Raw genomic sequence first — 22436 nt, forward strand, 5'->3', positions numbered from 1 at the left:
TCATCAGCGGTGCGCCTCCGCGACTGCCGGGACCGCGCTGTCGCGCCCCGGCGCACCCGAGTCCACCGTCGCGGCGCCCCCGGACTCGATGGTCAGGGCCGCGTATGCGGGGAAGTTCAGCGCCCAGCTCACGTCCCGGTGCGCAGCCATCATCTGCAGGTCCCGCCAGTGGCGCGCGAGGGCGCTCGCGTCGTGGTGCGCGGCGGTTCCCGCCAGCTGGACCAGCCGCTGCACTGCCCGGACACACAGCCGCGCCAGATACGCGCGGTCCCTGCTGATCACGGCGCCCTCCCGGGCTGTCAGGGCCCGTCGGCCGACTCCCGCCGAGTGCAGCGTGGCGCACACGGAGTCGTACAGATGACGCGCGCAGGCCAGTTCCGCCGCGCTCTCCGTCAGCGCGTCCTGCACCAGCGGATCGTCCAGCGCCCGTGACCGGCCCCCGTCACGGGCGCTGAGCGAGGCGGCATAGTGGTCGAACGCGCCTTCGGCGCAGCCCATCAGCGGTCCGATGACCAAGCTGTTCATGTAGTGCAGAAAGGGGACGCCACCGAGGTAGTCGGCGGCTCCAAACTCCGCTCCGGCCCCGGACCCGGACCCGGTCCCGGACCCGGTTCCCGGTCCGGCTCCTGACGTGGGCCCGGACGCGTTCGGCCAGCGCTCGCCGAAGCACGCGTCGACGGGCGTGACCAGGGCCTCCGCGACGAAGACGCTGTCCACCCGGATGTTCTTGGAGCCCGTCGCGGACATCCCGGAGACGTGCCATCCGTCCTCCACCCGCACCTGGTCGGCGCGGAGGGGGACGAGGACGCGTTCCGGCGTGCTCGGCGACTGGCACCAGCCGTTCAGGACGACCCAGGTCGCATGGTCGACTGCGGAGCAGAACCGCCACCGCCCCGCCACCTCGAAGCCGCCGGGGACTCGGGTGATCCGCCCGTCGGCCGGGGCCGAGGCCGTCGAGAAGACCTGCCGCACGCCTTTGGCGAACAGCAGCTCGGACGCCTCCGGTGACAGCCGCCCGGCCAGCGCGGCGTGCCCGCCGACGACGCCGATGGTCCACCCGGTGGACGCGCAGGCCCGGGCCGCCCGCCGGGCCGCCTCGGCCAGGGTCGGCCAGCCGCTGCCCGGACCACCGTGGCGCGCGGGCGCGGCAAGACTCAGCAACCCGGTGTCGAGCAACTCGTCGACGGTCTCTCTCGGCAGAGTGCGCTCGTGCTCGGCGCGCGCTGCCCGCCCCCGCCAGGAGTCCGCGAGTGCCTCGACCCGGGCACAGACGTCGCCGTCCGTGTCGGCCGGTGGCGCACCCTCGCCCCTCATACGGTCCCCTCCCGCTCGCGACCGCCCACCCGGCGCGCGGCGGCGTCCTCGAAGCGGAACTCCTCCGGAATGAGAGGGTCCCCGGCCAGTTCGAGGAACTCCGCGAGCGTCGCGGCGTCGTCCGAGGCCACGAACTCGTAGAAGTTGGTGGCGTGCCAGATCACATGGACGTGGTTGAACCGGCCACCCAGCGCGCCCACCAGGTCGTCGAACTCGACCTGCCCGTCGGTCATCCGCAGCAGCATCTGCCGACGTTTGCGCTCGATCTCCGCCGGGGTGAAGTACGCCGCCTTGTGCACCTCGTCCTTCACCGACTCCCGACGCCGGTACTCCTGCGGGTCGGGGTGGTTGAGCTTCTCCAGGAAGAACGCGAGCCCGTCCGGCCGCAGCACGTCGGCGACGTGCTCGATCTGGGCCGCGCGTTCCTTGCCGTAGAACTGGAAGGCGGCCGTCTCGTAGAGGAAGTCGACGCCGCCCCGGAACGGCGCGTACTCGTCCCGCTCGTACAGGGTGCGGCTGGTCAGCCGGAACAGCGACTCGGGGAAGTAGCGCGACAGCGCCGGGTCGGCGTAGTGGTGGAACCAGGGCTCGTTTGCCTTGTTCGGTGAGCTGGTCAGCGTCTTGATCCGCCCTCGCGAGAAGGAAGCCAGGGTCCGCCCGTTGGTGCCGTCGAACGCATCGGCCTCGTAGAAGGTGAAGTCCCTCGGCTCCGCCGCCGACCTGCGTTCGGCCAGCCGGGACAGGGCGACACCGACGCGCGACATCTCCTCGAGCACCCCCGGCACGCTCGCCAGGAAGTGCTGGAAGAGGGGTCCGGAGCGCTCGACCATCGCGTCCTGGTAGTCGAGGAGCCGCCGGTCGCGGGTCGCGTTCCGGATCGTGGAGCGGACCGGCACCCGAGGCACCTGGTCCCGGCCCGTGGCGATGTCGTCGAACCGGTCCGCGAGCCCGATCATGGACGAGGCCGCCACGTACTCCCGAGACCCCGCACCGCACGGTAACTCGTCGGCAGTGCCCGGTAACTTGTCGGCATCGTACGGTAACTCGCCGGCACGGTGCGATGTGCTGTCCGGTGCCGTGGTTCCCTCCGCTGTCATCGTCCTGTCTCCTTCCGCGCTTGCCCTGAGCTGTCGTTGCGGGCCATCGCGCGGGAGAGCGCGAGGCGGTCGGTCTTCCCTGAAGCGGTCCTCGGCAGCTCCTTGTAGAGCGCGACCCTGACCGGCACCATGTGCCAGTCCAGCCGCTCGGCGCAGAAGTCCCGCAACTCCTCGGCGCTGACAGCGGACCGCTCGCGCAGCACGACACAGGCCGCCGGTACGTTGCCCGACCGCTCGTCCGGCACCGGCACCACGGCGGCGTCGACCACGTCCGGACGTCCGCGCAGCAGCGCTTCGATCTCGTGCGGGTCCACCTGGAAGAGCGTCCGGCTGAAACCGTCGTCCTTGCGGCGCACCCAGTACAGGTAGCCGTCCCGGTCGCGCGTGAACAGATCGCCGGTGAGGAACGTCCGGCCGTCGGCGGGGTCGGTGTGCAGCACCCGGGCGGTCAGCTCGGGCCTGCGCCAGTAGCCCTGCATCACCAGGTCCCCGGAGACCGCGAGTTCGCCGACGGTGTCCGGTTCCGTCACCGGTTCGCCCGCGTCGTCGACGAGCGTCGCCCGTACCCCGGGGATCGGCTTGCCGACCGACCCGGGGCGGCGGTCGATCTCCTCCGGCGGCAGGCCGCAGACCCGCTTGCACTCGGTGAGGCCGTACATCGAATGGATGCGCAGCGCCGGGAAAGCACCGCGCAACGCGGCGATGTGCTCGGGCGGGAGCCGCTGACCGGTGCTGCACAGATAGCGGACGGAGGGGATCGCGTACCCGCCGAGGTCCTCGTGTGCGCACAGCCGTGTCAGCATCGAGGGGAAGGCGTGCACGGCAGTGACGCCCTCGCGATCGATGGTCTCGACGATCTGCTCCGGCCCGTCCGGGAGGCGCCGGTGGAGCACCGCCCGGCCGCCGAAGGCCAGCGGCATCATGATGTTGTAGAAGCCGAAGTCCGAGCCGATCGAAGAGAAGCTCAGCACCACGTCGTCGGCCGAGCTCGCGAGATATCGGGTGACGGCGGTGAAGGCGGCGGACATGTTGGCGTGGCTGATCGCCACCCCCTTGGGGTCGGCGCTGGACCCGGAGGTGTAGAACAGGGCCCCCAGCGGGCCCTCGACGGGGATGCCCGCGCCCCCTCTGTCGCGCACCACGGGGCGCGTACGGCGCAGCACCGTCCCTCCGCCCAGGGGGATCACGGCGTTCAGATCAGTGTCGCCGAACAGGTCGCCCAGATCCTCGGCCCGGTCCGTGACCAGAACGGCGGCGTCGGCCTCGCGGATCTGGTGCACCAACTTGTTCCGCCCGAACGTCTGGTGCGTGGTGGCGACGCAGCACCCCGCCTTGAGGAGGCCGAGGACCGCCGCCACGAGGTCCACCGAGATCTCGGCGTACACCACGACGCGGTCGCCGGGCCGCGCGCCGACGAGCGGCAGCGTGTCCGCGTACTCCTCGGCCAGCGCGTTCAACTGCCCGTAGGAGGTGTGCACTCCGTCGATCGTCAGTGCGGCTCGCCGGGGCCGCGCCACGGCGTGCCGGGTGAACAGCGCGTGCAGCGGCGTACGGGGGGCGGAGGCGGGTCCGCGCGGCATCAGTAGGACGATGCTTCGACGAGGTTCAGTGAATGGCGTTCGGTTCCCTGCAACGGAGGGTTGAACACACTCAGCAGCGTCAGGTCGCTGCCCGGGTCAGCGCGCAGGCAGTGCCGGTCGTGTTTGTCGAGCGCGTACAGGACTCCGGGGGCGATGCGGTGGACAGCGCCGGAGGCCGCCTCTTCGATTTCTCCGGTGCCGGAGAGGCAGTAGCAGGCTTCGAGATGTGAGCGGTATTCCAGGTGGGAAAAAGTGCCTGCGCGTACCACGGTGTGGCACACGGTGAATCCCATGTCGTCCACAGCGGTGAGAAGACGCAGGCTCGTGCCGTTTCCCCACTCGACCTCGTACTTCGACCCGGCTAATTCACTCAGCGATCGGATCAACATCGGTGCACTCCAGTGTGGTGGTCGCCAGCATGGGGGAGTGGTGCCGAATTGCAGAGTCGGAAATCCCGGGGAAGACGGGCCACCGACGGGGAAGTTCACGCAACTGCGAAAGCCGCCCGCATCGGCACCTGATCGATGCCGATGCGTGGAACAATTTCAGGGGACGTTACCCCATCACGCGTTTGACGGGCAAGGCCGTCCCCTCGCCCGTGGCCCCGCCGGATTGCAGGGGGGCTTTGCCGAAGCGGCGGTCGATTCGACGCAGCACCTTCATTGTGCACACGTGTTCTAGGGTGCGTATGCGCGATTTGCGGATACCGGATACCGCTGGCCGCGTGGGCGTCCGGCCCGGACAGCCGTGCGGCTCACCCCTCTGGGCGTGCCGGGACGACAGGGAAGCGGGAGCCCGCGAGGATGGCAGACAGCGGGCCCTCGGTCGCACCAATGGATTGTTGGCGCCTGCCGTGCCCCGTGACCGCAGAGCGGGACCCCCGGTGCAAGGGAGAGGTATGACCGAGACCGATTCCGAGCGGGCCGGCAGTGGTCGGCAGCCGGTACACCACAGTCCGGAATCCGGCCTCAGTCCGGAATCCGGCCTCCTCGACCTGAGACGTGTCGGCGCCAATCCGGACTTCTGGTACCCCGTCGCGCTGTCCCGGAAGGTACGTACGGGCCAGGCGGTCGCAACCGCGTTCGCCGGAGAGCGCATCGCGCTCTACCGCGCGGAGAGCGGCGCCGTCCACGCGCTGGAGGACCGCTGCGCCCACCGGCAGGTGCCGCTGAGCATGGGCGTCGTGGAAGGCGAGACACTCCGCTGCTGCTATCACGCCTGGGCCTATCGCGGCGACGGTCGCATCTCACAGATCCCGTATCTGTCGAAGGGGGACGGCCGGCCACCGCGCGGCGTGCGCGGCTACCCCGTCCGTGAGGCATACGGGCTGGTGTTCGTCTTTCCGGGGGACCCGGAGAAGGCGGCTCTCACCGCGTTGCCCGAGCTGCCGGCGTTCGGCTCAGCGGCGTACAAGACCATGACCTTCTCCCGGACGGTGCGCTGCCACTACTCGTTCATGCACGAGAACCTGCTGGACATGAACCACCAGTTCCTCCACCGAGGCGTGGTCGGGAAGCTCCGCCCCCAGTTGCTGGATTCCCGGACGCAAGCGCGGTCGGTGGAGGCCCGCTACCTGTTCGAGCACGTCGGCGGAAAGCGGAACCGTGGCGCCGAGCTGCTGGCCACCGAGGGCACCGGCCGCAGAGGTTCCGCCGACGTCTTGACCATCCGCACGGACTACCCGTACCAGACGCTCGACCTCGTTCCGCAGCATGCCGAACGCCCGGCCTTCCGCCTGTGGGCGGCATACGTGCCCGAAGACGCCGAGCAGCGCACCTGTCACGCCTACGGCCTCCTCATGATCGCCAAGCCCCGGGTACCCGGCGCTCTTCACCTGGCCTGGCCGCTCATCAGGCGCTTCACCGAGCGGGTGTTCGCCGAGGACCGGATGGCCGTCGAGGCCGAGCAGCGGGCGTGGGATGAGCAGGGCGAGGACCGCAACCACGAGGTCTTCCCTCTGATCCTGGACGTCCGCGAGGTCCTGCGCGCGAACGGCGTCCCACTGCTCCCCCGCAGTGGAGCAGCCGGGTGCGGCTCCGCCATGGGGGCATGAGCAGCGCGCCCCGCTGCTGTCGCCGGCCTTCTCAACGGTTCAGGCCCCGGCTGTCGCCAGTGCCATCGTCGCGCACCAGATCGCGCCGGTACCAAGTGCCCGGCTTGCCGCCGAGTTCGGCTGGATCGGCCGGACCGACCGCGACGAACCCCGCCTTGATCAGCACCTTCTGGGACGCGACGTTGGCGTGAGCGGTAGCCGCCCGCAGTGTGCTGAGCCCGTATCGCACTGCCGCCAGGTGGCACAGCTTCCGAACGGTCGCGGTCGCCACGCCGCGGCCGGCGATGTGCTGCGCCACCCGGTAGCCGAGTACGGCAGTACCGTCCTCGAGGTCGTACAGATTGAACCGGCCCAGCACCGAGCCATCCTCGGTGACGAGTACGTGGAATGCGCAGATGCCGGCTTCCTGCTCGGCCAGCAAGGCGCTGAACCGGTCGGTGAACTGGTCGAAGAAGTCGTCGCCGCGGTCCGGGACCGAGGCAGCGAAGTAGGCGCGGTTCGCCAGCTCGAAGGCCAGGACCGCCGGGGCATGACCAGCATCCAGCTGCTTCAGCTCGGGCACTGCCCGGACTTTACCCGGACGGGGCACCGAGGCCATCCGAGTTTCCGCCGGCGGTCCACGGCCGGGGTGTCAGGCGCCAACAGTCCCGTCGACCGCCTCACGCAGAAAGTCCGCGTGCCCGTTGTGGCGGCCGTACTCCAGGAGTACGTGCACCATCACCATCCGCAGTGACACCTCCTCACCCCATCGTGGCTGGTACCCGGCCCGGTCCAGGGACTCGGCCTCCCGCTCGATGCGCCGCGAGTTCTCCACCTCGGCCTCCCAGGCCGCGAACGCCTCCTCCCTGGTCGACGCGCTCGCGTCGTACGCCGCCTGGAAATCGATCTCGTCGGACCAGACCATGGGCGCGTCATTGTCCTCGAACACCCGACGGAACCAAGCACGCTCCACCTCCGCCATGTGCCTCACCAGACCGAGCAACGAAAGCGTCGATGGCGGCACGGACTGCTGCCGAAGCCCCTCGTCGCCAAGCCCTTCGCATTTCATGGCGAGGGTGGCACGGTGATACTCGAGAAAGGCCCGGAGCATATCGCGTTCCGTGCCAAATTTGGGCGGCCCTATGCGATTGACGCTGGTCACTGGTCGCACTCCTCGGTCCTCGCCTGTGTTGGAGGCCAGTATCCGTTCCAGCAGGGCCAAGTGACGCGCGTGCAGCAGCCGAAATGACGGCAACGCCTGGGGCGGGAAAGTGCTCGACCAAACGGTCCGCTGACGAGGCGGACTCGGCGGGCTCGTGCGGAGTGCTCTGCTGAAGGAGCTGCATGCGTGCGGAGCCGGGTGACTTCGCCGACATCGCTTCGCTGAAGCCCGCGCTGGACGGGGTGCGCTCGTTCTTCCTCCCGTCGGGGAGAACATGGCTGTTCGAGCGGCTGCTCAAGGACAGCGGTATGGCCTGGACGATCCTGCGGCCGACGCAGTTCGCCTCGAGCGCCCTGTGGTGGGCGGCGTCGATCCGCGAGCCACCAAACGGTCCGCGTGCCGTATGCGGACATCGAACTGCCCACGATCCACCCAGCGGACATCGCGTCGGTGGCGCGGGTGGCGCTGACCGAGCCCGGCCACCAGGGGCGGACGTGTGAGCTGACCGGCCCGGAGCGGGTGACGCCCCAGCACCAGGTGGAGGCCATCGCGGCTGCCCTGCGGCGGGCAGTGCCCTTCGTGGACATCAGCCGGGAGAATGCCACCGCCTTCCGCTGACTCGCCCGGCGCCCCCTGTTGTACGGGCGTGCTACCGGCCAGTGGCGGGCGGGCTGCGCTCGCTCGAGCCTGGCGGGGTCAGCTGCTCGTTCCGGCCTCCAGGTGTGCCGTGGGCCGTACGAGGGAGGCGGTGAACGGGTGGGTCGGTTCCGTGAGGAGGCGCTGGGCCGGGCCCTGTTCGACGACTTCTCCGGCGTCGAGGACGGCGATGCGGTGAGCCAGGGCCGCGGTGTCCAGGTCGTGGGTGATCAGGATCAGTGACAGGTCGTCGCGGTCGTGGAGCAGGGTGGTGAGGATGTCGAGGATGCCGCGGTGGCTGATCGTGTCGAGGCCGGAGGTGATCTCGTCGCAGACGAGCACGCGGGGGTGAGCGAGCAGCGCGCGGGCGAGCGCGGCACGCTGGAGTTCGCCGCCGGAAAGCCGCCCGGCGCTTCTGCCGGCCAGGCCCGCCGGTAGACCGAGGCGAGCCAGGGTGGTCAGGGCCTCCTGCCTGGCTGCGTCGGCGTCGGTGCCGCGCAGGCGGATCGCGGTACGGGCGACCTGGTGGAGCACGGGGCGGTGCTCGTCGAAAGCGGCGCGCGCGTCCTGGAAGACGTACTGCACGGCGGCCAGTTGTGTGCGGCTGCGGTCGCGCAGACTGCGTGGCAGGGCGTCGTCGTCGAGGAGGATCTCTCCGTCGTGATCGCGATGGAGCCCGGCGATGCAGCGGGCGAGAGTGGTCTTGCCGCTGCCGGAGCGCCCGACGACGGCCAGGCACTCGCCCGGGTGCAGATCGAGTTCGGGGGTGCGCAGCACCGTGGTCGTGCCACGTGCCCCGTCGCGGTGGTGGGCGGCGAGGTCGCGTATCCGGAGAACGGGACGGCCGCCTGGGGTGCCGGTTGAGGTCTCCGGCTCGGTGAACCGGGGGCGGTCGGCGAGCAGTTCCTGTGTCCATGCGTGCTGGGGCGCGAGCCACAGGCGCTCTGCCGGGCCCGACTCCACGACCCGGCCCTGCCGCATCACGACCACGTCGTCGGCGAGGGCCCGTACGACGTCGAGGTCGTGGCTGAGCAGGACGAGGGCGATGCCGCGTGCCGCGACGGCTGCCAGTTGGTCGACGACGCGGCTCTTGGTCAGCCGGTCCTGGCCGGTGGTGGGTTCGTCGGCGACGATGACGCGGGCGCCGAGCAGCAGAGCCTGGGCGAGGACGACGCGCTGCTGCTGGCCGCCGGAGAGCTGGTGCGGGTAGCGCCGCGACAGGTCATCTGCTGCGGGGAGTTGAGCGTCGGCCAGCGCCTGCAGGACGCGGCTGCGGATCGCTGAGCGGCGTCGGCTGCGGGGCAGGTGGCCCACCTGGGCCCGCGCGATGTCGGTCAGGAGCGCGGAGATGCGGCGGGCAGGGTTCAGGACGGCCGCTGGGTGCTGGGGGATGTAGCCCACCAGGCCGTCGGCCGCCAGGCGAACGTCGCCGGTGACCCGGGCGCCGGGCGGGTACTCACCGAGCAGGGCCAGGCCGGTGGTGGTCTTGCCGCTGCCGGAGGCGCCGACCAGCGCCGTGACCCTGCCGGGTACGGCCTTCAGGCTCACTCCGTCGACGATCGTACTGCCGTCGGCCTCGACCCGCAGACCGCGGACCTCGGCCACGGGCTCGTCGGCGGTGCCGCCGGTACGTGCGGATCCGGTGGCGTTCTCGTGGTTCATGGGCGCGCTTCACTCCCTGCCCGGCTGCGGAGGGTCTCGGTCGTCTCCGGGCGCTTCGTGCCCCGGGGCCGTCCGCGGCGGCGGTCCCCGGCCAGCGCGGCGTCGAAGAGGAGATTGGTGCCCATCGTCAAGGCCACGATCAGCAGTGATGGGACGACAACCGCCCACGGCTGGACGAACAGGCCGGTGCGGTTGCGGTCGACCATGACCGCCCAGTCGGCGGCGTCCGGGGCGACCCCGACGCCGAGGAACGCGGCTGTGGCGACCAGGTAGAGCACGCCGGTCAGGCGGGTGCCGGCGTCGGCGGCCAGGGTGCGCAGTATGGAGCGGCCGACGTAGCCGACGGCCGTGCGCCACCATGTCTCGCCCTGCATGCGCAGCGCCTCGACCGCGGGGCGGGCGGCAGCCTCGGCGGCGGCCGCGCGTACGAGGCGCGCCGCGTCGGGCACGTTGACCAGGGCGACCAGCAGCGCGAGTCCGGCGACGCCGGGGGAGAAGACCGTGGCCGCCAGCAGGATCAGCAGCAGGGAAGGGAAGGCGAGCAGGACGTCCAGGGGCCGCATCAGCAGCTCTTCCAGCCACCGGCGGTGGGTGAGCGCGCTGGCCAGTCCTACCGGGAGCGCGACGAGATAGGCGAGCGCGGTCGCGGCGAGAGCGGTCAGCACCACCGGACGGCCACCGTGGAGCACCTGCCGCCATACGTCGCGGCCGACGAAGTCTGTTCCGAGCCAGTGGCCCTCGCCCAGGGCGAAGGACGCGGCCCGCGGGCCCGGGTCACCCGCGAAAGCCGGGCCGAGCAGGGCGAGCGCGAGGGGTACGGCGATGACGGCGAGGCCGAATGCGAAGCGGCCCGTGCGCGGATTCTTCACGCTGCCACCCCGGCCCGTGGCGCGAGGCGGTGGGCGACCAGGTCGGCGCCGAGGTTGAGTGCGACGGTCAGGACGCCGAACACCACGGCGAGGCCCTGCACCACCGGCACGTCGCGTTCGGCGACGGCGTTGAGCAGGACGGTGCCGAGTCCGGGGATCACGTACAGGGCCTCCACGACGACGACGCCGGACAGCAGCCAGTCGACGGTGCGGGCGAGCTGCTGGGCGGCGGGGGCGAGGGCGTTGGGCAGCGCGTGGGTGTAGCGGATGCGGGCGCCGGTGACGCCGTAGCGGCGGGCCTGTGACACGTACGGCGAGGCGAGCGCGTCGATCATGCCGGCGCGCATCAGGCGGGCCAGCGAGCACACCGGGCGGGAGAGCAGGACGAGCACGGGCAGCACCAGCGCGGCGGGGTGGCCGAGCAGGTCGGTGCCGAAGCCGACCGCGGTCGGCGGCAGCCAGCCCAGTTGGAGCGCGAAGACGGTCACCAGCAGCACTCCGAGGGCGAACTCGGGCACCGCGTAGACGGCGAGCGTCACGGAGCTGATCAGCCGGTCGATGAGGCGCCCTTCGTGGCGGGCGGCCAGCACCCCGAGTCCGAAGCCGACCGGGACGAGCAGCGCCACGGTGAGCGCGGCCAGCAGCAGGGTGGGGCCGAAGCCGTCGGCGATGTACTGGCTGACCGGGCGGCCGGAGGCCAGGGAGGTGCCGAAGTCGCCGTGCAGGAGCCCCACCGCCCAGTCGCCCAGCCGCTCCCACGCCGGCCGGTCCAGGTGCATCGCCTCGCGGATGGCGGCGATCCGGGCCGGGTCGGGGTCGTCACCGGCCAGGGCGACCGCGGCGTCGCCCGGCAGCGCCTCGGTGAGCGCGAAGACCAGCAGCACGACGGCCACGGTCTGCACGACGCCGAGGAGCAGCCGCCGGGCGACGAAGGAGCGCAGTGCGGTCACGCGAGCCACACCTTGTCGAAGCGTGCCCAGTCGAGCGTGTTGGCGGGTGCCTTGCGCTCGACGCCCTTCACCTTGCGTGCCGTGCCGAGAATCCAGTCGGCGAAGCCCCAGACCAGGAAGCCGCCTTCGGTGTACAGGCGGCGCTGCATGCGCTCGTACACGGCGGCGCGCTCCTTCTTGTCACGGGTCGACTGCACTTGCTGGTAGAGCGCGTCGAAATCCTTGTGCTTCCACTTGGTGGCGTTGGTGGTGGAGTCGGTGAGCAGGCGCTGGGAGATGTGCGCCTCGATGGGCATGGCGCCGGAGCGGTAGCAGCAGAGGGTGCCGCTGTCGAGGATGTCGTTCCAGTACGAGTCCTTGCTGCCCATCTTGACGTCGAGAGTGACGCCCGCCTTCTTCGTCTGGTCGCGGAAGATGCTGGCGGCCTCGGTGAACCCGGCGGCGACCGCCGAGGTGTCGAGGGTGACCTTCAGTTTCTCGGCGCCGGCCTTCTTGAGCAGCGCGCGGGCGCGGTCGAGGTCCTGCTCGCGCTGGGGGAGGCTGTCGGCGTAGTACTCGTAACCCTTGCCGAACAGGTCGTTGCCGATCTCCCCGGCGCCGGACAGCGCGCCGCGGACGAGTTCCTTGCGGTCGGCGATGAGGAAGAACGCCTCTCGCACCCTCTTGTCGTCGAAGGGCGCCCGGTCGGTCTTCATGCAGAAGGCCTGCATGGCGCTGTTGCGCAGGCGCACGATCTCGATCTGCCCCTTGTCCTCGTGGGCGCGGGCCGTGGTCGGGTTGAGCTCGTGTGCGTACTCCACCTGCCCGCCGAGGAGTGCGTTGACGCGGGCCGACTCCTCGTTGGCGACGACGAACTCGAGCTCGTCGAGGTGGGGTGCGCCGTCCCAGTACTCCTCGTAGCGGCGGAACACGGCCGAGCGTCCGGGGGCGAAGGAGACGAAGCGGAAGGGGCCGGAGCCGATCGGCTTCTTGTCGAAGTCGGTGGCGTTCTCGGGCACGATGTAGGCGCCGAACGCGGCCAGGACGTTGGGGAATTCGGCTGTGGGCCGTTTGAGGACGAACTCGATGCTCCGCCGCCCGGTGGGGCGGCTGGCGTCGAGGTCGATGGGTTCCAGGGATGCCTTGGCGCGGAACGCCTTCTTCGGGTCGGCGATCCGCCGGTAGCTGTAGAGCACGTCCTGTGCGGTGACCGGCCTGCCGTCGTGGAAGGTGGCCTCGCGCAGGGTGACCTGCCAGCGGTCCAGTGCCTTGTTGGCCTCCCATTTCTCGGCGAGGCGGGGTTGTGCGGAAAGGTCGGCGCCGTAGTCGGCGAGCTTGTCGAAGAGCGCTTTGGCGCGGGCGACGTCGGCGAAGAGGTTGGACAGGTGCGGGTCGAGGGTCTCGCTGGCGCCGCCGCCCGCGAACGCGGCGCGCAGCCGCCCGCCTCTCTTCGGCTTCCCGTCGCCTGCGCTGCCCTCGTCGCGGGAGCCGCCACCGCACCCGGTGAGGGCGAGGGCGCCGAGCGAGGCGGCGCCTGTGACGGCGAGGAAGCCACGGCGGCGCAGACCCGGGAAGTGGTCTGCGGCGGGGCCGGAGGAGGGGGCTGCGGAGGGAAGGTCGGCAGCGGGGAGAGGCCGGGGGGATTCGTCGTGCATGCGGGTTTCCTCATGGTTGGTTGGACACGCCTTGCGGCGCGGGGACGGGGACGGGGGTGGGAACCGGGACGGGGTGGGTGTCCGGCGTCAGGGCGCGGTGCGGCGGGCCACGACATGCAGCCGGTCGGCGTCGGCCGTACGCCCTGGGGGCAGGCCCTCCCGCCAGGGCGGTTCGGTGCGCGGGCCGGGCCCGTCGTGGAGTTCGAGGACCTCGAAGCCGTGCGCGGCCATGAGGTGGCGCAGCTCCTGAGGAAAGAGCAGCCGCCATGCGGAGTGCTGCTCGACCGGCGGTGACCCGTCGTCCGCGGTCCACACGCGTGTACGGCGCAGAAGTTGCGCCGTACGGTCCACGGTGAGGGTGGTGGTGGACCGGTAGCCGGTGCCCTGCCAGGTGAACGCGTTGCGGGTGGGGGCGTCGAGCAGGTCGGTACGGCCCAGGAAGTACGCGCCGTTCCGCATCTCGGCGACCAGCACGCCGCCCTGGGCGAGTGCGTGACGGCAGGAGGCCAGAAAGCCGTCGAGCTGGTCGTTGGTGTGGCAGTACAGCAGGGCGCTGTCCAGACACACCACGGCGTCGAAGACGCCCCGGCCCAGGTCGAAGCTGTGCAGGTCGGCGCGGACGTACGCGGGTCCCGCGTGGTGCGTGCGGGCGTGTGCGAGCATCGCCTCGGAGAGGTCGGCGCCGGTCACTGACCGGCCTGTGCCGTGCAGATACGCGGCGTCGCGGCCGGTACCGCAGCCCATGTCCAGGACGCGCGGGCCTGCGCCGTGCCGACGCAGGCGGTCCTCTGCCCAGCGGCCGGCCAGCCGCTCCGGGTCGGGGAAACGCGCCTCGTACAGCTCGGGGTTGTCGGTGAGCAGGTTGCACAGGTTGCGCACGCCCGCAGCCGCGGTCCCGACCGTCGTGGGGTCCATGTCCCCCGTCGTACGGGTCATTTCGTCCTCCCTCCTCAGGCCGCCGCCGTCACGGCCGGCTTCGACGGCGTCGGCAGCGACCCCAGCCGGTGCAGCCAGACCACACCCAGCGCGGAGGTGAGCCCGAACAGCGCGCAGCAAGCCCACGGCAGCCAGCCGAGTGCTCCCCGCTCCCCGGTGTCCATGGCCCAGCCGACGACGGTGTTGCCGACGGCGGCGGCAACACCGGACACCATGTAGAAGAGCCCGAAGTAGGTGCCGGTCAGCTCGGACCGGCCGAAGCCGGGGATCAGCTCCATCACGAACGGCTGGGCGACCATCACGCCTAGGTAGAGCAGCAGGGCGCCGGCCAGGACCGGGAGGGCGCGCAGTGCCGCGTCGGCCGCCGAGCCCGGGCCCCCGGAGCCGCCCGCCACCACGGAAGGCGGCAGGAATGCCAGCGTCATCAGGCCCAGTCCTGCGGAGATCCAAAGCCCCCGGTTCCCCTGGTTCTTGAGGGCGCGGGTGATGCGCAGTTGCAGCGCGAGGTTGGCCAGAGTGCCGGTGAGGAAGACAAGACCGGCCGCGCCGTCCCAGCCGGTGGCCTCCCGCGCTCCGTGTGGCAGCAGCAGGTACAGCTGGTTCTCCAGGGTGAACATGCCGACCATGGCGAGTGCGAACGCGAGGAACGCGCGGTTGGCGACGACCTCGCGCCAGTCGGCGAGCACCGTGCCCTTGCTCGGTTCGACTTTCCGGGCAGGGAGCACCAGGGCTTGTGCGAGGGTGAGGGCCGCGAAGAGCCCGGCGGCGGTGAGCGCGGACGTCCGGAAGTCCACCAGCAGCAGCACGCTGCCCAGCAGCGGGCCGATCAGCGCTCCGGTCGTGGCGAACACATTGAAGAGGGCGAACGCCTCGACCTTGCGCTCGGCTGCTTCCTGGGAGATGTAGGCGCGTACGGCCGGGTTGAACAGCGCTCCGGCGAAGCCGCTGAGCACGGAGGCGGCGAGCAGCACGGCGAGGTTGTCACCCAGCGCGAACAGTCCGAATCCGGCGGTGCGCAGGGCGCATCCGGCGATGATGACACCGCGCGCCCCGAGCCGGTCGGCGGCGGAGCCCCCGATGATGAACAGGCCCTGCTGGCTGAGGTTGCGCACGCCGAGTACGACACCGACGACGGCGGCCGACATGCCCAGGTTCTCGCCGAGGTGGGTGGCGAGGTAGGGGATGAGGAGATAGAAGCCGGTGTTGACACCGAGCTGGTTGACCAGCAGAAGCTGGACGGCGAGCGGGAACCCGCGCATCTCATGCCACGTCTTCACGGCTCACCTCCTCTTCCGTGGTCCGCGGCGGACGCGGCCGGACACCGAGACCGGGCAGGGCGCTCGCCCGTACGAAGCCGTCGGTGCCGCCGATGCCCGTCCACGGGTCGTGGCCGAGCAGCAGGTGTCCGTCCAGATCGGCCCAGCGGGCCCGGTCGGCGAGGTGGACGGCGGGTGCCAGGCCCAGGCTGCTGGCGGTCAGACAGCCCAGCATCAGCTCCGTACAGCCGCCGTCGAGTGCCTCGGCGATCCGCAGCGCCGCGTGCACCCCGCCGCACTTGGCGAGCTTGACGTTGACCCCGTGGACGCGTCCGGCCAGGCGGCGTACGTCATCGAGGTCGACGGCGTCCTCGTCGGCGATGACGGGCAGCGGCGAGGTCTCGGCGAGAGCGCCCAGTGCCTCCGGGGTGCCGGGTGCGAGGGGCTGTTCGACGGCCTCGACGCCGAGTTCGGCGAACCGGGGCAGCAGAGCTTCGGCCTGCGGTCGGGACCAGGCGCCGTTGGGATCGAGCAGCAGCCGTGCCCGGGGCGCGGCGGCGCGGATGGCGCGTACGCGCTCAACGTCGTCCTCGGGATCGGGAGTTCCCGCCTTGACCTTGATGACCTCGAAGCCGCTCGCCGCGAGCCGGCGGGCCTGCGATGCCGCCTGCCCGGGAGAGGTGATACCGATGGTGCGCGCTGTGGCCGCCACCGGAGGTTCCACGGCGCCGAGAAGCCGGTGGACGGGGCTGTTCGCGCGCTTGCCGACGAGGTCGAGCAGCGCTGCCTCGACCGCGGCGGTCACGGCCGGGGGAGTGTCCGCACCGGCGAGCTCTCCCGCTCGCAGGGCCTCAAGGGCGCTCTCGGGGTCGGTGCAGCGGGCGAGGTCGGTACCGACGGCGGTCAGGAGCCGCTCCAGGGCGCCGGTGTCCAGGCCGTAGTAAACGCTGGTGACGGCCTCGCCGTGACCGGTGACGCCGTCGTGCTCGATGCCCAGCCACACGGCGTCGCGGGCGGTCATGGTGGAGCGGGAGATGCGCAGCGGCTGCGTGAGTTCGAGGCGTACGGTGTGCAGGCTGGCCTTCACGGGTTCCTTTCCGGGTGGGGGAGGGCCTTGAGCGGGTCGGTGACGCGCGTGCAGCGCACCCAGCCGGTGGCCTCGGCCGCGCGGGGGTGCGAGATCTCCACGGGGCGGGTGGCTGCCGCGTCGGGCTCGATTCCGTGAACGGCGGCGAAGTCGTCGTCGTAGACACTGCCGAGGTAGCGGTGCGGGCCGTCGGGGAAGACGGTGGCGACGACAGCGCCGGGGTGGACGCGGGCGGCCCAGGCGGCGACGCGGGCGGCGGCGCCGGTGCTCCAGCCGCCGCTGACGAAGCTGCCCCGGGCGAGCTGGCGGCAGCTGCACACGGCCTCGGCCGGGCCGACCCAGTGCACCTCGTCGAACGCTTCGTAGGCGACGTTCCGCGGGTGGATGCTGCTGCCCAGGCCGCGCATCAGCCGGGGCCGGGCAGGCTGGCCGAAGATGGTGGAACCGGTCGAGTCGACGCCGATCAGCCGCAGCGCTGGCCAGTGCCGCCGCAGCGGGCCGATGATCCCCGCGCTGTGGCCGCCGGTGCCGACGCTGCACACCAGGATGTCCACATGGTCCAGCTGGGCGATCAGTTCGTCGGCCAAGGAGGCGTAACCGGCGCTGTTGTCAGGGTTGTTGTACTGGTCGGGCCAGTACGCGCCGGGCAGCACGGCGAGCAGCTCCTGGAGCCGGGCGAGCCGCGCTGCCTGCCAGCCGCCCCGGTCCGCTGGGCGATCCACGATCTCCAGGCGCACCCCGTGGGCACGGAGCAACTGCCGCATGGGCGGTTCCAGTTCGCTGTCGCCGACCAGCACGACGGGGTGGCCGAGGGCCTGGCCCGCGAAGGCGAGGCCGACGCCGAGGGTGCCGGAGGTGGATTCCACCACCGGGGCACCGGGCCGCAGTTCGCCGCGCCTGCGGGCGCCCAGCAGCATGGAAACGGCGGCTCGCGCCTTCATGCCGCCCGCCGCGAGCCCTTCGAGCTTGGCCCAGAAGCCGGGGTGCGGACCCGGCAGGTCCGTGGTGATCCTGACCAGCGGCGTGTGTCCGAGCAGGGCGAGCAACTCCGGGCGTGCGGTGGGCCGGACGGCGGTGGTGGTGGCGGTCACCGGTCACCTCCCGGACGCGTGGCGGGATCGTCGCCTCGGTAGCGGTGGAGGACGCCGGGGCCGCCGTCGAGCCAGAAGAAGGGGTACGGCTCGGCGCACACAGCGCTCACCCCGTGGCCGAGGAAGCGCGGCAGGACGGCGCTGCCGGTCTGGGCGAACATCACCAGCTGCTTGCGGTGCCGCAGCGCGTGCCGCCGCAGCGACTCGAAGGTGCCGTTGCCCAGCGTCATGCCGGACACCAGCAGCGCATCGCAGCGTCCGGCCTCGGCGAGGGCGTCGGCGGCCACCGTCTCGCCCCACTCGGTCGTCCCGCCCTTGAGGTCGCAGGGAACGTAGCGGAGTCCGCGTGAACGCAGCGCTTCCAGCAGCGAGTTGACGACGCCCACCACGAGCACCTGGGCGCCCTGCGGCAGATCGAGCAGCTCGACCACGGCCTTCGCCCGCGCTCTGGACTTCTCCAGCGAGGTCCCGGGCGGCAGCTGGACGGTCCGAGCCCCGTTGTCCGAGGTGTGCGGGGCGACGTGCATCAGGTAGGCGTCCAGGGCGGCCACGCGTACCGGCAGCAGCGGATGGTCCAGCAGCCGGCCCACGTCGGCGCCCACGCACTCGTCGAGCGCGCCGTCGAGCAGTGTCCCGGGCTCGACGGCGCACGAGCCGACGGCTCCGGCCAGGCGCAGGCTGAGGACTTCGTTGCGGTAGCCGGTGCCGCGCCCGTCGTGCCGTACGGCCTGCCGCGTGGTGAAGGCCACAGCGATGCGCTGCGTGGTGGGGTCCGGGCCGAGCCGGTGTGCGAGGACCTGCTCCACGAGCTGGTCGTACGTCGTCGCGCGCGCTGTGCCGGTGGCGGCCGTCATCGGATCACCAGTCCGGACCGCAGCCCGTCGAGCAGGGTCTCGACGCGGTCCCGCGCGCCCAGCCCCTCGGGGTCGCCGGCCATGACGTGCCCGAGGTACTCGTTGTTGCTGCCCGCCGCCTTCACCTGCTTGCCGGACTCGGCGAGGTGCAGCTCCAGTACGTCCTGCGCGGTTCGCAGTTCGCCGCCGTCCAGTGCCTCGAGGGTCCCCGCGGTCTCCGGTACGAGGAAGCCGATGGCTGCGCTGCGCAGCCCGGTGTCCTTGCGCCGCAGGTCGGGCTCGTGACCGAGGGACACTTCGACGGAGGCGGCAGCCAGGTCGATGCCGGTGACGTGCCGGACCAGTTCGGTAATACGGTTCCCGGCGGGGCGCGGGTTGACCTCGACGACGCGCGGCCCGTCGGCGGTCAGCTTGATCTCGGTGTGCGCCACCACTCCGTCCACCAGGCCGAGCGCTTTGAGCGCGGCCGACGCGGTTTGCTCGGCGGCCTCGGCCTGGTCGGCGGTCAGGGCGGCGGGGAACATGTGCCCGGTCTCGATGAAGGCGGGTGCACCGCCGACGCTCTTGTCGGTCACCCCCACCACGTGGACAGTGCCCGCTCGCGACACCGTCTCGACGCTCACCTCAGGGCCGTCCAGCAGCTCCTCCAGCAGGACGGCGGGTGTGCGCTGCTGCCCACGGGCGTTGACCGGGAAGTCGGCCATTTGCCGGACGGCGGCGACCAGTTGGGCTTCATCGTCCACCCGCCGCACGTACATGCCCGCGCACAGGTCCACGGGCTTGACGACCAGTGGGTAGCCGAGTTCCCGCGCCGCCGAGGCGATATCGGTCCACTCCTCACGTACGGCGAAGCGCGGTCCGGGGACCCCGGCCTCGGCGAGGACGCGGCGGGTGGCGTCCTTGCGGCAGGCGTTCTCGACCGGGTCCGGGCCCGAGCCCGGCAGGCCGAGGTGTCCGGCGATCCGCGCCACCGTCGAGAGGTAGTAGTCGCAGGAGGTGAGCACTCCGTCGAAGCCGAGCACCGAGTGCAGTCGCTCGACGTGAGGCAGCAGGGCCTCGATGTCGTTGGTCTCGGCGGTGACCACATTGCGTGCCCCGAGCAGCGGGTGTGCCGTGCCCTCGGGTGCCGAGCGCAGGTAGTGGTGCAGATCGCGGGTGAGGAACGTGAACTCGTGCCCGCATTCCCGGATCGCCCGTGGCAGCAGCCTGCTCATCGATCCGACCCAGCTCTCGACCACCAGCAGATGAGCCACAGCTCCCCTTTTCGTCCCGTTTCGTGTTGTGCGGTTCTGACGTCAGGGCAGCCCGAAGGACGCCTCCGTGGAGAGGGGCGCCGGGCTGAGCCGTCGACTACATTAACGATAATCATTTTCATTGTCATGCGCCGAGCGACGCGACGTCCTGCTGGTCAACCCCGGCGGCCCGGGCGGCTCCGGCCTCCCCTACGCGGTCGCCAAGCGCGCCAAACTCCCCGAGGGCGTTCGCCGTTCGTTCGACGTCATCGGCTTCGACCCGCGCGGCGTCGGACAGAGCACGCCAGTCGGCTGCGGCCCGATGGGCGGCCTCTTCGACAGCCCCGGCGCGGGCCCCGTGCCCGTCGGGCCGGTGGCCGAGCGGGCATATCTCGCCTCGCTGCGGGAGATGGCCGGCGACTGCGCGGCGGGCGCGGGGTCCGCACTGCCGTATCTGTCGACGGAGCAGACCGCCCGGGACATGGACGCGATACGTGCCGCACTCGGCGAAGAGGAAACGAACTTCCTCGGCGTCTCCTACGGCAGCTATCTCGGCGCCGCCTATGCCGCCCGCTTCCCGCACCGCACGGGCCGGATGGTCCTCGACAGCGTCGTCGGCCCGTGGGACTGGTACGACTTCGACGTCGTCCAGAGCCGCGCACTGCTGCGCCAGCGCGACACCTTCTTCGCCTGGGCTGCTGCCCACCCCGACCGCTTCGGCCTGGGCAGCACTCCGGAGGCGGTACGCCGGGCCTACACGCGGGCGCGCGACGGTCTCGTCGCCCGGCCCGTGGACGGCTTCGGTCCCGGGGAGTTCGACCGCGCCGTGTACCGGGCGCTGGGCCGCACCGAACGCTGGGCCGGGCTCGCCGACGGACTGCACACCTATCTGCGCGACGGCCACCCGGACGGACTGCGTCCCACGACCGCCTTCGGCGGCCCGGCCTCACGCAACTACGAAGCGGCCAACCGCATCGCCAAATGCGCCGACACCCCCGCGCCCACGCCGCACCGGATCGTTGCGGACATCCGCCGCACCCGGAACCTCGATCCCCAGCCGGTTCTGACCGGTATGGAGGCATCCGTCTGCGCCTACTGGCACCACCGGCCCACCCGACGCACCCAGCTCGGCAGCCCCGAGGCGCCGCCCCTGCTGCTCGTGGCCTCCGCGCACGACCCCGTCACCCCAGTCGAAGGGGCCCGACAGCTGCGCCGGCTTCTTCCCGGCTCGCGCCTGGTCACCCTCGAAAACGACTACTCGCACGGCGTGTTCACCAGCCGGGGCAACGCCTGCGTGGACGATGCGGCGGCCGCCTACCTCGTCGACGGGGCAGTGCCGAGGACGGATGTGCGCTGCGCGGGGCCCGGCCTGCCTGCGGTTCGGTGACAGCTGCCCGGCCCGGTCGCCGCTCCGGGGTCCCACCGCCGACTCGTTACCCCAGCTGGCTCAGAGGGGGCGCGTGCGTACGTGCAGGTGACCGGCGAGGGGGTAGGCGGGCGGCGCCGAGGGCAGGAGCGCGGTCAGCGCGAACCGGCACTTCTGCGCGACGCGGCACGATGCTGTGTTGTCCACTTGGTGCAGGAGTTCAAGACGCGTCAGTTCGTCCCCGGGAAAGGCGGTGAAGGCCCACTCCGTCAGTGCCCGCAGCGCTCGGGGCGCCACTCCCCGGCCGCGTGCGTGAGCTGCGGTCCAGTAGCCGACCTCGGCGGAAGAAGAGCCAGGTATGACGTTCTTGAGGACCACGTGCCCCGTCACCCTGCCGTCGCCGCCTGCGGTTCGGGACTCGACGATGGCGAATCCGAAGCGGTCTCCCGTCTCCCATCCCCGTTGTTGTTCGTCGATCCACTGAGCCGCGCTCGCCTCGTCGTGCACAGCTGAGCTCGTCCACCGGCGCAGGGCGTCATCCTGGTACAGCTCAACCAGGTCGGCAGTGTCCGCCGGGCCCCAGGGGCGCAGCACGAGAGCAGGGGCCGAAGGAGTGGCGTCTTGTTGGGGGGCGGGGCTGTGAGGTGGTGGCGTCATCAGGCTGCCCGTTTCCGCAGAGCTGTGATGGACCAGTCGAGCACCGGGGTGAGGGGTTCCGGTGTCGGCCAGTCGTTGATCAGCGCGAGCAGCCGGAGGTATTGATCCCTGCGCGGATCCCTCGCGGCTTCCAGGCGGTGCACCAGCCATCGGTGCAGCTCGGCCTCATCGGGGCGGCCGTGGGCGAAGCGGGCGGTGAGCGCCTCGACGACAGGGTCGGCCTGGGGTGAGTCGGGGCTGATGCCGCGCGCAACGGCCGGCCCGGCGAGATCACGGGCAATGGCGGCCACGTCCGGGCGCGGTGGCGTGGGGGCTTCATCGGGCAGGTGGGCCAGGTGGTCTTCGGCCTGGCGCCGCACACTGGCGCGGAAATCCGGGTCCAGAGACAGTTCGGCCAGCGCCACCCAGGCGCCGGCCTGTTCCTCTGTGGGGCTGTCGGGGAGTTCGGGTGTCATGGAACGCCGAGCTGCGGCGTGGTAGGAGCGGCGGTGGAGTCCTTCGAAGACGCTGTCGAGAAAGTCGTCGATCAGGCGTCGGCGTTCAGCCGCGGTCAGTGTGGCCAGCTGATGCATGAGTTCCATCTCCTCCAAGGTGGGCTTGCGGTTGGCGGCGGCTGTCAGCACCGCCCGTCGCAGACGAAGGATGCTGATCTGCGCGTCGAGTGCGGCAGCGTGTTCCGCGGCGACTTCGCTGAGCGTGAGTTCTCGGTCCACGACCTGCCGGATCACGGCGAGGCCGAGCCCCAGCTCTCGCAGCGTCCGCACGAGTGCAAGGCGAGCGACGGCCTCCGGGGCGTACAGCCGGTAGCCGGCGTGGCTACGACCGGCAGGCTCGACGATGCCCCGATCCGAGTAGAACCGGATCGTCTTGACCGTCAGCCCGGTGCGCTGGGCCAGTTCGCCGATCGAGTAGAGGGTGCCGCCGTCCATGAGCTCACCTTCCTGTCTCCCCCTGCGGGAGACTCAAGTCTGCGCTCCACCGCACGCAACAAGCCGTCAGGACCGGCACGCGGACGTACGGC

At 71.3% G+C, this 22436-nt stretch carries 20 protein-coding genes and 1 pseudogene; 3 read left to right on the forward strand and 18 right to left on the reverse strand.

Annotated elements, in window-relative coordinates:
- Positions 1-3: 3 nt before the first annotated feature.
- The 4 genes from HC362_RS32255 to HC362_RS32270 form a co-directional block, all read right to left on the reverse strand.
- Positions 4-1314 (reverse strand): acyl-CoA dehydrogenase family protein, encoded by a 1311-nt coding sequence (locus tag HC362_RS32255; RefSeq protein ID WP_243087889.1) that lies wholly within the window; start codon positions 1312-1314, stop codon positions 4-6.
- Entirely contained in the window at positions 1311-2285 is a 975-nt protein-coding gene (locus HC362_RS32260) for a hypothetical protein (protein WP_243087890.1), read from the reverse strand. The genes HC362_RS32255 and HC362_RS32260 overlap by 4 nt, the downstream gene beginning before the upstream one ends.
- 122 nt (positions 2286-2407) lie before the next feature.
- Entirely contained in the window at positions 2408-3991 is a 1584-nt protein-coding gene (locus HC362_RS32265) for a class I adenylate-forming enzyme family protein (RefSeq protein WP_243087891.1), read from the reverse strand.
- Positions 3991-4380 (reverse strand): ectoine synthase, encoded by a 390-nt coding sequence (locus tag HC362_RS32270; protein ID WP_243087892.1) that lies wholly within the window; start codon positions 4378-4380, stop codon positions 3991-3993. The genes HC362_RS32265 and HC362_RS32270 overlap by 1 nt, the downstream gene beginning before the upstream one ends.
- Positions 4381-4889: 509 nt before the next feature.
- Here HC362_RS32270 and HC362_RS32275 point away from each other — a divergent pair.
- On the forward strand, positions 4890-6044 hold the full coding sequence (locus HC362_RS32275) for an aromatic ring-hydroxylating dioxygenase subunit alpha (RefSeq protein ID WP_243087893.1): 1155 nt from the start codon (positions 4890-4892) through the stop codon (positions 6042-6044).
- A 31-nt stretch (positions 6045-6075) separates the two neighbouring features.
- Here HC362_RS32275 and HC362_RS32280 read toward each other — a convergent pair whose 3' ends face one another.
- Together HC362_RS32280 and HC362_RS32285 are read right to left on the reverse strand one after the other, a co-directional pair.
- Positions 6076-6606 (reverse strand): GNAT family N-acetyltransferase, encoded by a 531-nt coding sequence (locus HC362_RS32280; RefSeq protein ID WP_243087894.1) that lies wholly within the window; start codon positions 6604-6606, stop codon positions 6076-6078.
- Positions 6607-6675: 69 nt separating this feature from the next.
- Positions 6676-7185, reverse strand: a complete 510-nt coding sequence (locus HC362_RS32285; RefSeq protein ID WP_243087895.1) for a DinB family protein — start codon at positions 7183-7185, stop codon at positions 6676-6678.
- Positions 7186-7367: 182 nt separating this feature from the next.
- Between HC362_RS32285 and HC362_RS32290 the strand changes: the two are divergent.
- A pseudogene (locus HC362_RS32290) lies at positions 7368-7782 on the forward strand (capsule biosynthesis protein CapD); the annotation flags it as partial.
- 99 nt (positions 7783-7881) lie between these two features.
- Here HC362_RS32290 and HC362_RS32295 read toward each other — a convergent pair.
- From HC362_RS32295 to HC362_RS32340, 10 genes are all read right to left on the reverse strand, one after another.
- Positions 7882-9483 (reverse strand): ATP-binding cassette domain-containing protein, encoded by a 1602-nt coding sequence (locus HC362_RS32295; protein WP_243087896.1) that lies wholly within the window; start codon positions 9481-9483, stop codon positions 7882-7884.
- Positions 9480-10352: an ABC transporter permease subunit gene (locus HC362_RS32300; protein WP_243087897.1), complete on the reverse strand. Its 873-nt coding sequence runs from the start codon at positions 10350-10352 to the stop codon at positions 9480-9482. Before HC362_RS32300 ends, HC362_RS32295 begins: the two co-directional genes overlap by 4 nt.
- On the reverse strand, positions 10349-11302 hold the full coding sequence (locus tag HC362_RS32305) for an ABC transporter permease (protein ID WP_243087898.1): 954 nt from the start codon (positions 11300-11302) through the stop codon (positions 10349-10351). Before HC362_RS32305 ends, HC362_RS32300 begins: the two co-directional genes overlap by 4 nt.
- Positions 11299-12936: an ABC transporter substrate-binding protein gene (locus HC362_RS32310; protein WP_243087899.1), complete on the reverse strand. Its 1638-nt coding sequence runs from the start codon at positions 12934-12936 to the stop codon at positions 11299-11301. Before HC362_RS32310 ends, HC362_RS32305 begins: the two co-directional genes overlap by 4 nt.
- Before the next feature lie 87 nt (positions 12937-13023).
- Entirely contained in the window at positions 13024-13851 is an 828-nt protein-coding gene (locus HC362_RS32315; RefSeq protein WP_243088907.1) for a class I SAM-dependent methyltransferase, read from the reverse strand.
- 35 nt (positions 13852-13886) lie between these two features.
- Positions 13887-15149 carry an MFS transporter gene (locus HC362_RS32320; RefSeq protein ID WP_243087900.1) on the reverse strand — a complete coding sequence of 421 codons (1263 nt, stop codon included), beginning with the start codon at positions 15147-15149 and terminating at the stop codon, positions 13887-13889.
- Positions 15133-16215, reverse strand: coding sequence for a dipeptide epimerase (locus HC362_RS32325; protein WP_243087901.1), 1083 nt, complete (start codon positions 16213-16215; stop codon positions 15133-15135). Before HC362_RS32325 ends, HC362_RS32320 begins: the two co-directional genes overlap by 17 nt.
- Positions 16212-17306 carry a PLP-dependent cysteine synthase family protein gene (locus HC362_RS32330; RefSeq protein ID WP_243087902.1) on the reverse strand — a complete coding sequence of 365 codons (1095 nt, stop codon included), beginning with the start codon at positions 17304-17306 and terminating at the stop codon, positions 16212-16214. The genes HC362_RS32325 and HC362_RS32330 overlap by 4 nt, the downstream gene beginning before the upstream one ends.
- Positions 17303-18160: a DUF364 domain-containing protein gene (locus HC362_RS32335; protein ID WP_243087903.1), complete on the reverse strand. Its 858-nt coding sequence runs from the start codon at positions 18158-18160 to the stop codon at positions 17303-17305. The genes HC362_RS32330 and HC362_RS32335 overlap by 4 nt, the downstream gene beginning before the upstream one ends.
- Positions 18157-19413 (reverse strand): ATP-grasp domain-containing protein, encoded by a 1257-nt coding sequence (locus HC362_RS32340; RefSeq protein WP_243087904.1) that lies wholly within the window; start codon positions 19411-19413, stop codon positions 18157-18159. Before HC362_RS32340 ends, HC362_RS32335 begins: the two co-directional genes overlap by 4 nt.
- Before the next feature lie 121 nt (positions 19414-19534).
- Between HC362_RS32340 and HC362_RS32345 the strand changes: the two genes are divergently transcribed.
- Positions 19535-20779 (forward strand): alpha/beta hydrolase, encoded by a 1245-nt coding sequence (locus tag HC362_RS32345; protein WP_243087905.1) that lies wholly within the window; start codon positions 19535-19537, stop codon positions 20777-20779.
- 60 nt (positions 20780-20839) lie between these two features.
- Here the strand turns inward: HC362_RS32345 and HC362_RS32350 are convergent, their stop codons facing one another.
- Together HC362_RS32350 and HC362_RS32355 are read right to left on the reverse strand one after the other, a co-directional pair.
- Positions 20840-21415: a GNAT family N-acetyltransferase gene (locus HC362_RS32350; protein ID WP_243087906.1), complete on the reverse strand. Its 576-nt coding sequence runs from the start codon at positions 21413-21415 to the stop codon at positions 20840-20842.
- Positions 21415-22344 carry a MerR family transcriptional regulator gene (locus HC362_RS32355; RefSeq protein WP_243087907.1) on the reverse strand — a complete coding sequence of 310 codons (930 nt, stop codon included), beginning with the start codon at positions 22342-22344 and terminating at the stop codon, positions 21415-21417. The genes HC362_RS32350 and HC362_RS32355 overlap by 1 nt, the downstream gene beginning before the upstream one ends.
- Positions 22345-22436 lie beyond the last annotated feature (92 nt).

This window comes from Streptomyces sp. 891-h, from assembly GCF_022760275.1.
GTDB lineage: Bacteria > Actinomycetota > Actinomycetes > Streptomycetales > Streptomycetaceae > Streptomyces > Streptomyces spirodelae.

Bases quoted from the DNA above. Each gene is read 5' to 3' on its own strand.
- HC362_RS32255 (WP_243087889.1), bottom strand. From the start codon at position 1,314: ATGAGGGGCGAGGGTGCGCCACCGGCCGACACGGACGGCGACGTCTGT.
- HC362_RS32265 (WP_243087891.1), bottom strand. From the start codon at position 3,991: ATGCCGCGCGGACCCGCCTCCGCCCCCCGTACGCCGCTGCACGCGCTG.
- HC362_RS32270 (WP_243087892.1), bottom strand. From the start codon at position 4,380: ATGTTGATCCGATCGCTGAGTGAATTAGCCGGGTCGAAGTACGAGGTC.
- HC362_RS32275 (WP_243087893.1), top strand. From the start codon at position 4,890: ATGACCGAGACCGATTCCGAGCGGGCCGGCAGTGGTCGGCAGCCGGTA.
- HC362_RS32295 (WP_243087896.1), bottom strand. From the start codon at position 9,483: ATGAACCACGAGAACGCCACCGGATCCGCACGTACCGGCGGCACCGCC.
- HC362_RS32310 (WP_243087899.1), bottom strand. From the start codon at position 12,936: ATGCACGACGAATCCCCCCGGCCTCTCCCCGCTGCCGACCTTCCCTCC.
- HC362_RS32315 (WP_243088907.1), bottom strand. From the start codon at position 13,851: ATGGACCCCACGACGGTCGGGACCGCGGCTGCGGGCGTGCGCAACCTG.
- HC362_RS32335 (WP_243087903.1), bottom strand. From the start codon at position 18,160: ATGACGGCCGCCACCGGCACAGCGCGCGCGACGACGTACGACCAGCTC.
- HC362_RS32350 (WP_243087906.1), bottom strand. From the start codon at position 21,415: ATGACGCCACCACCTCACAGCCCCGCCCCCCAACAAGACGCCACTCCT.
- HC362_RS32355 (WP_243087907.1), bottom strand. From the start codon at position 22,344: ATGGACGGCGGCACCCTCTACTCGATCGGCGAACTGGCCCAGCGCACC.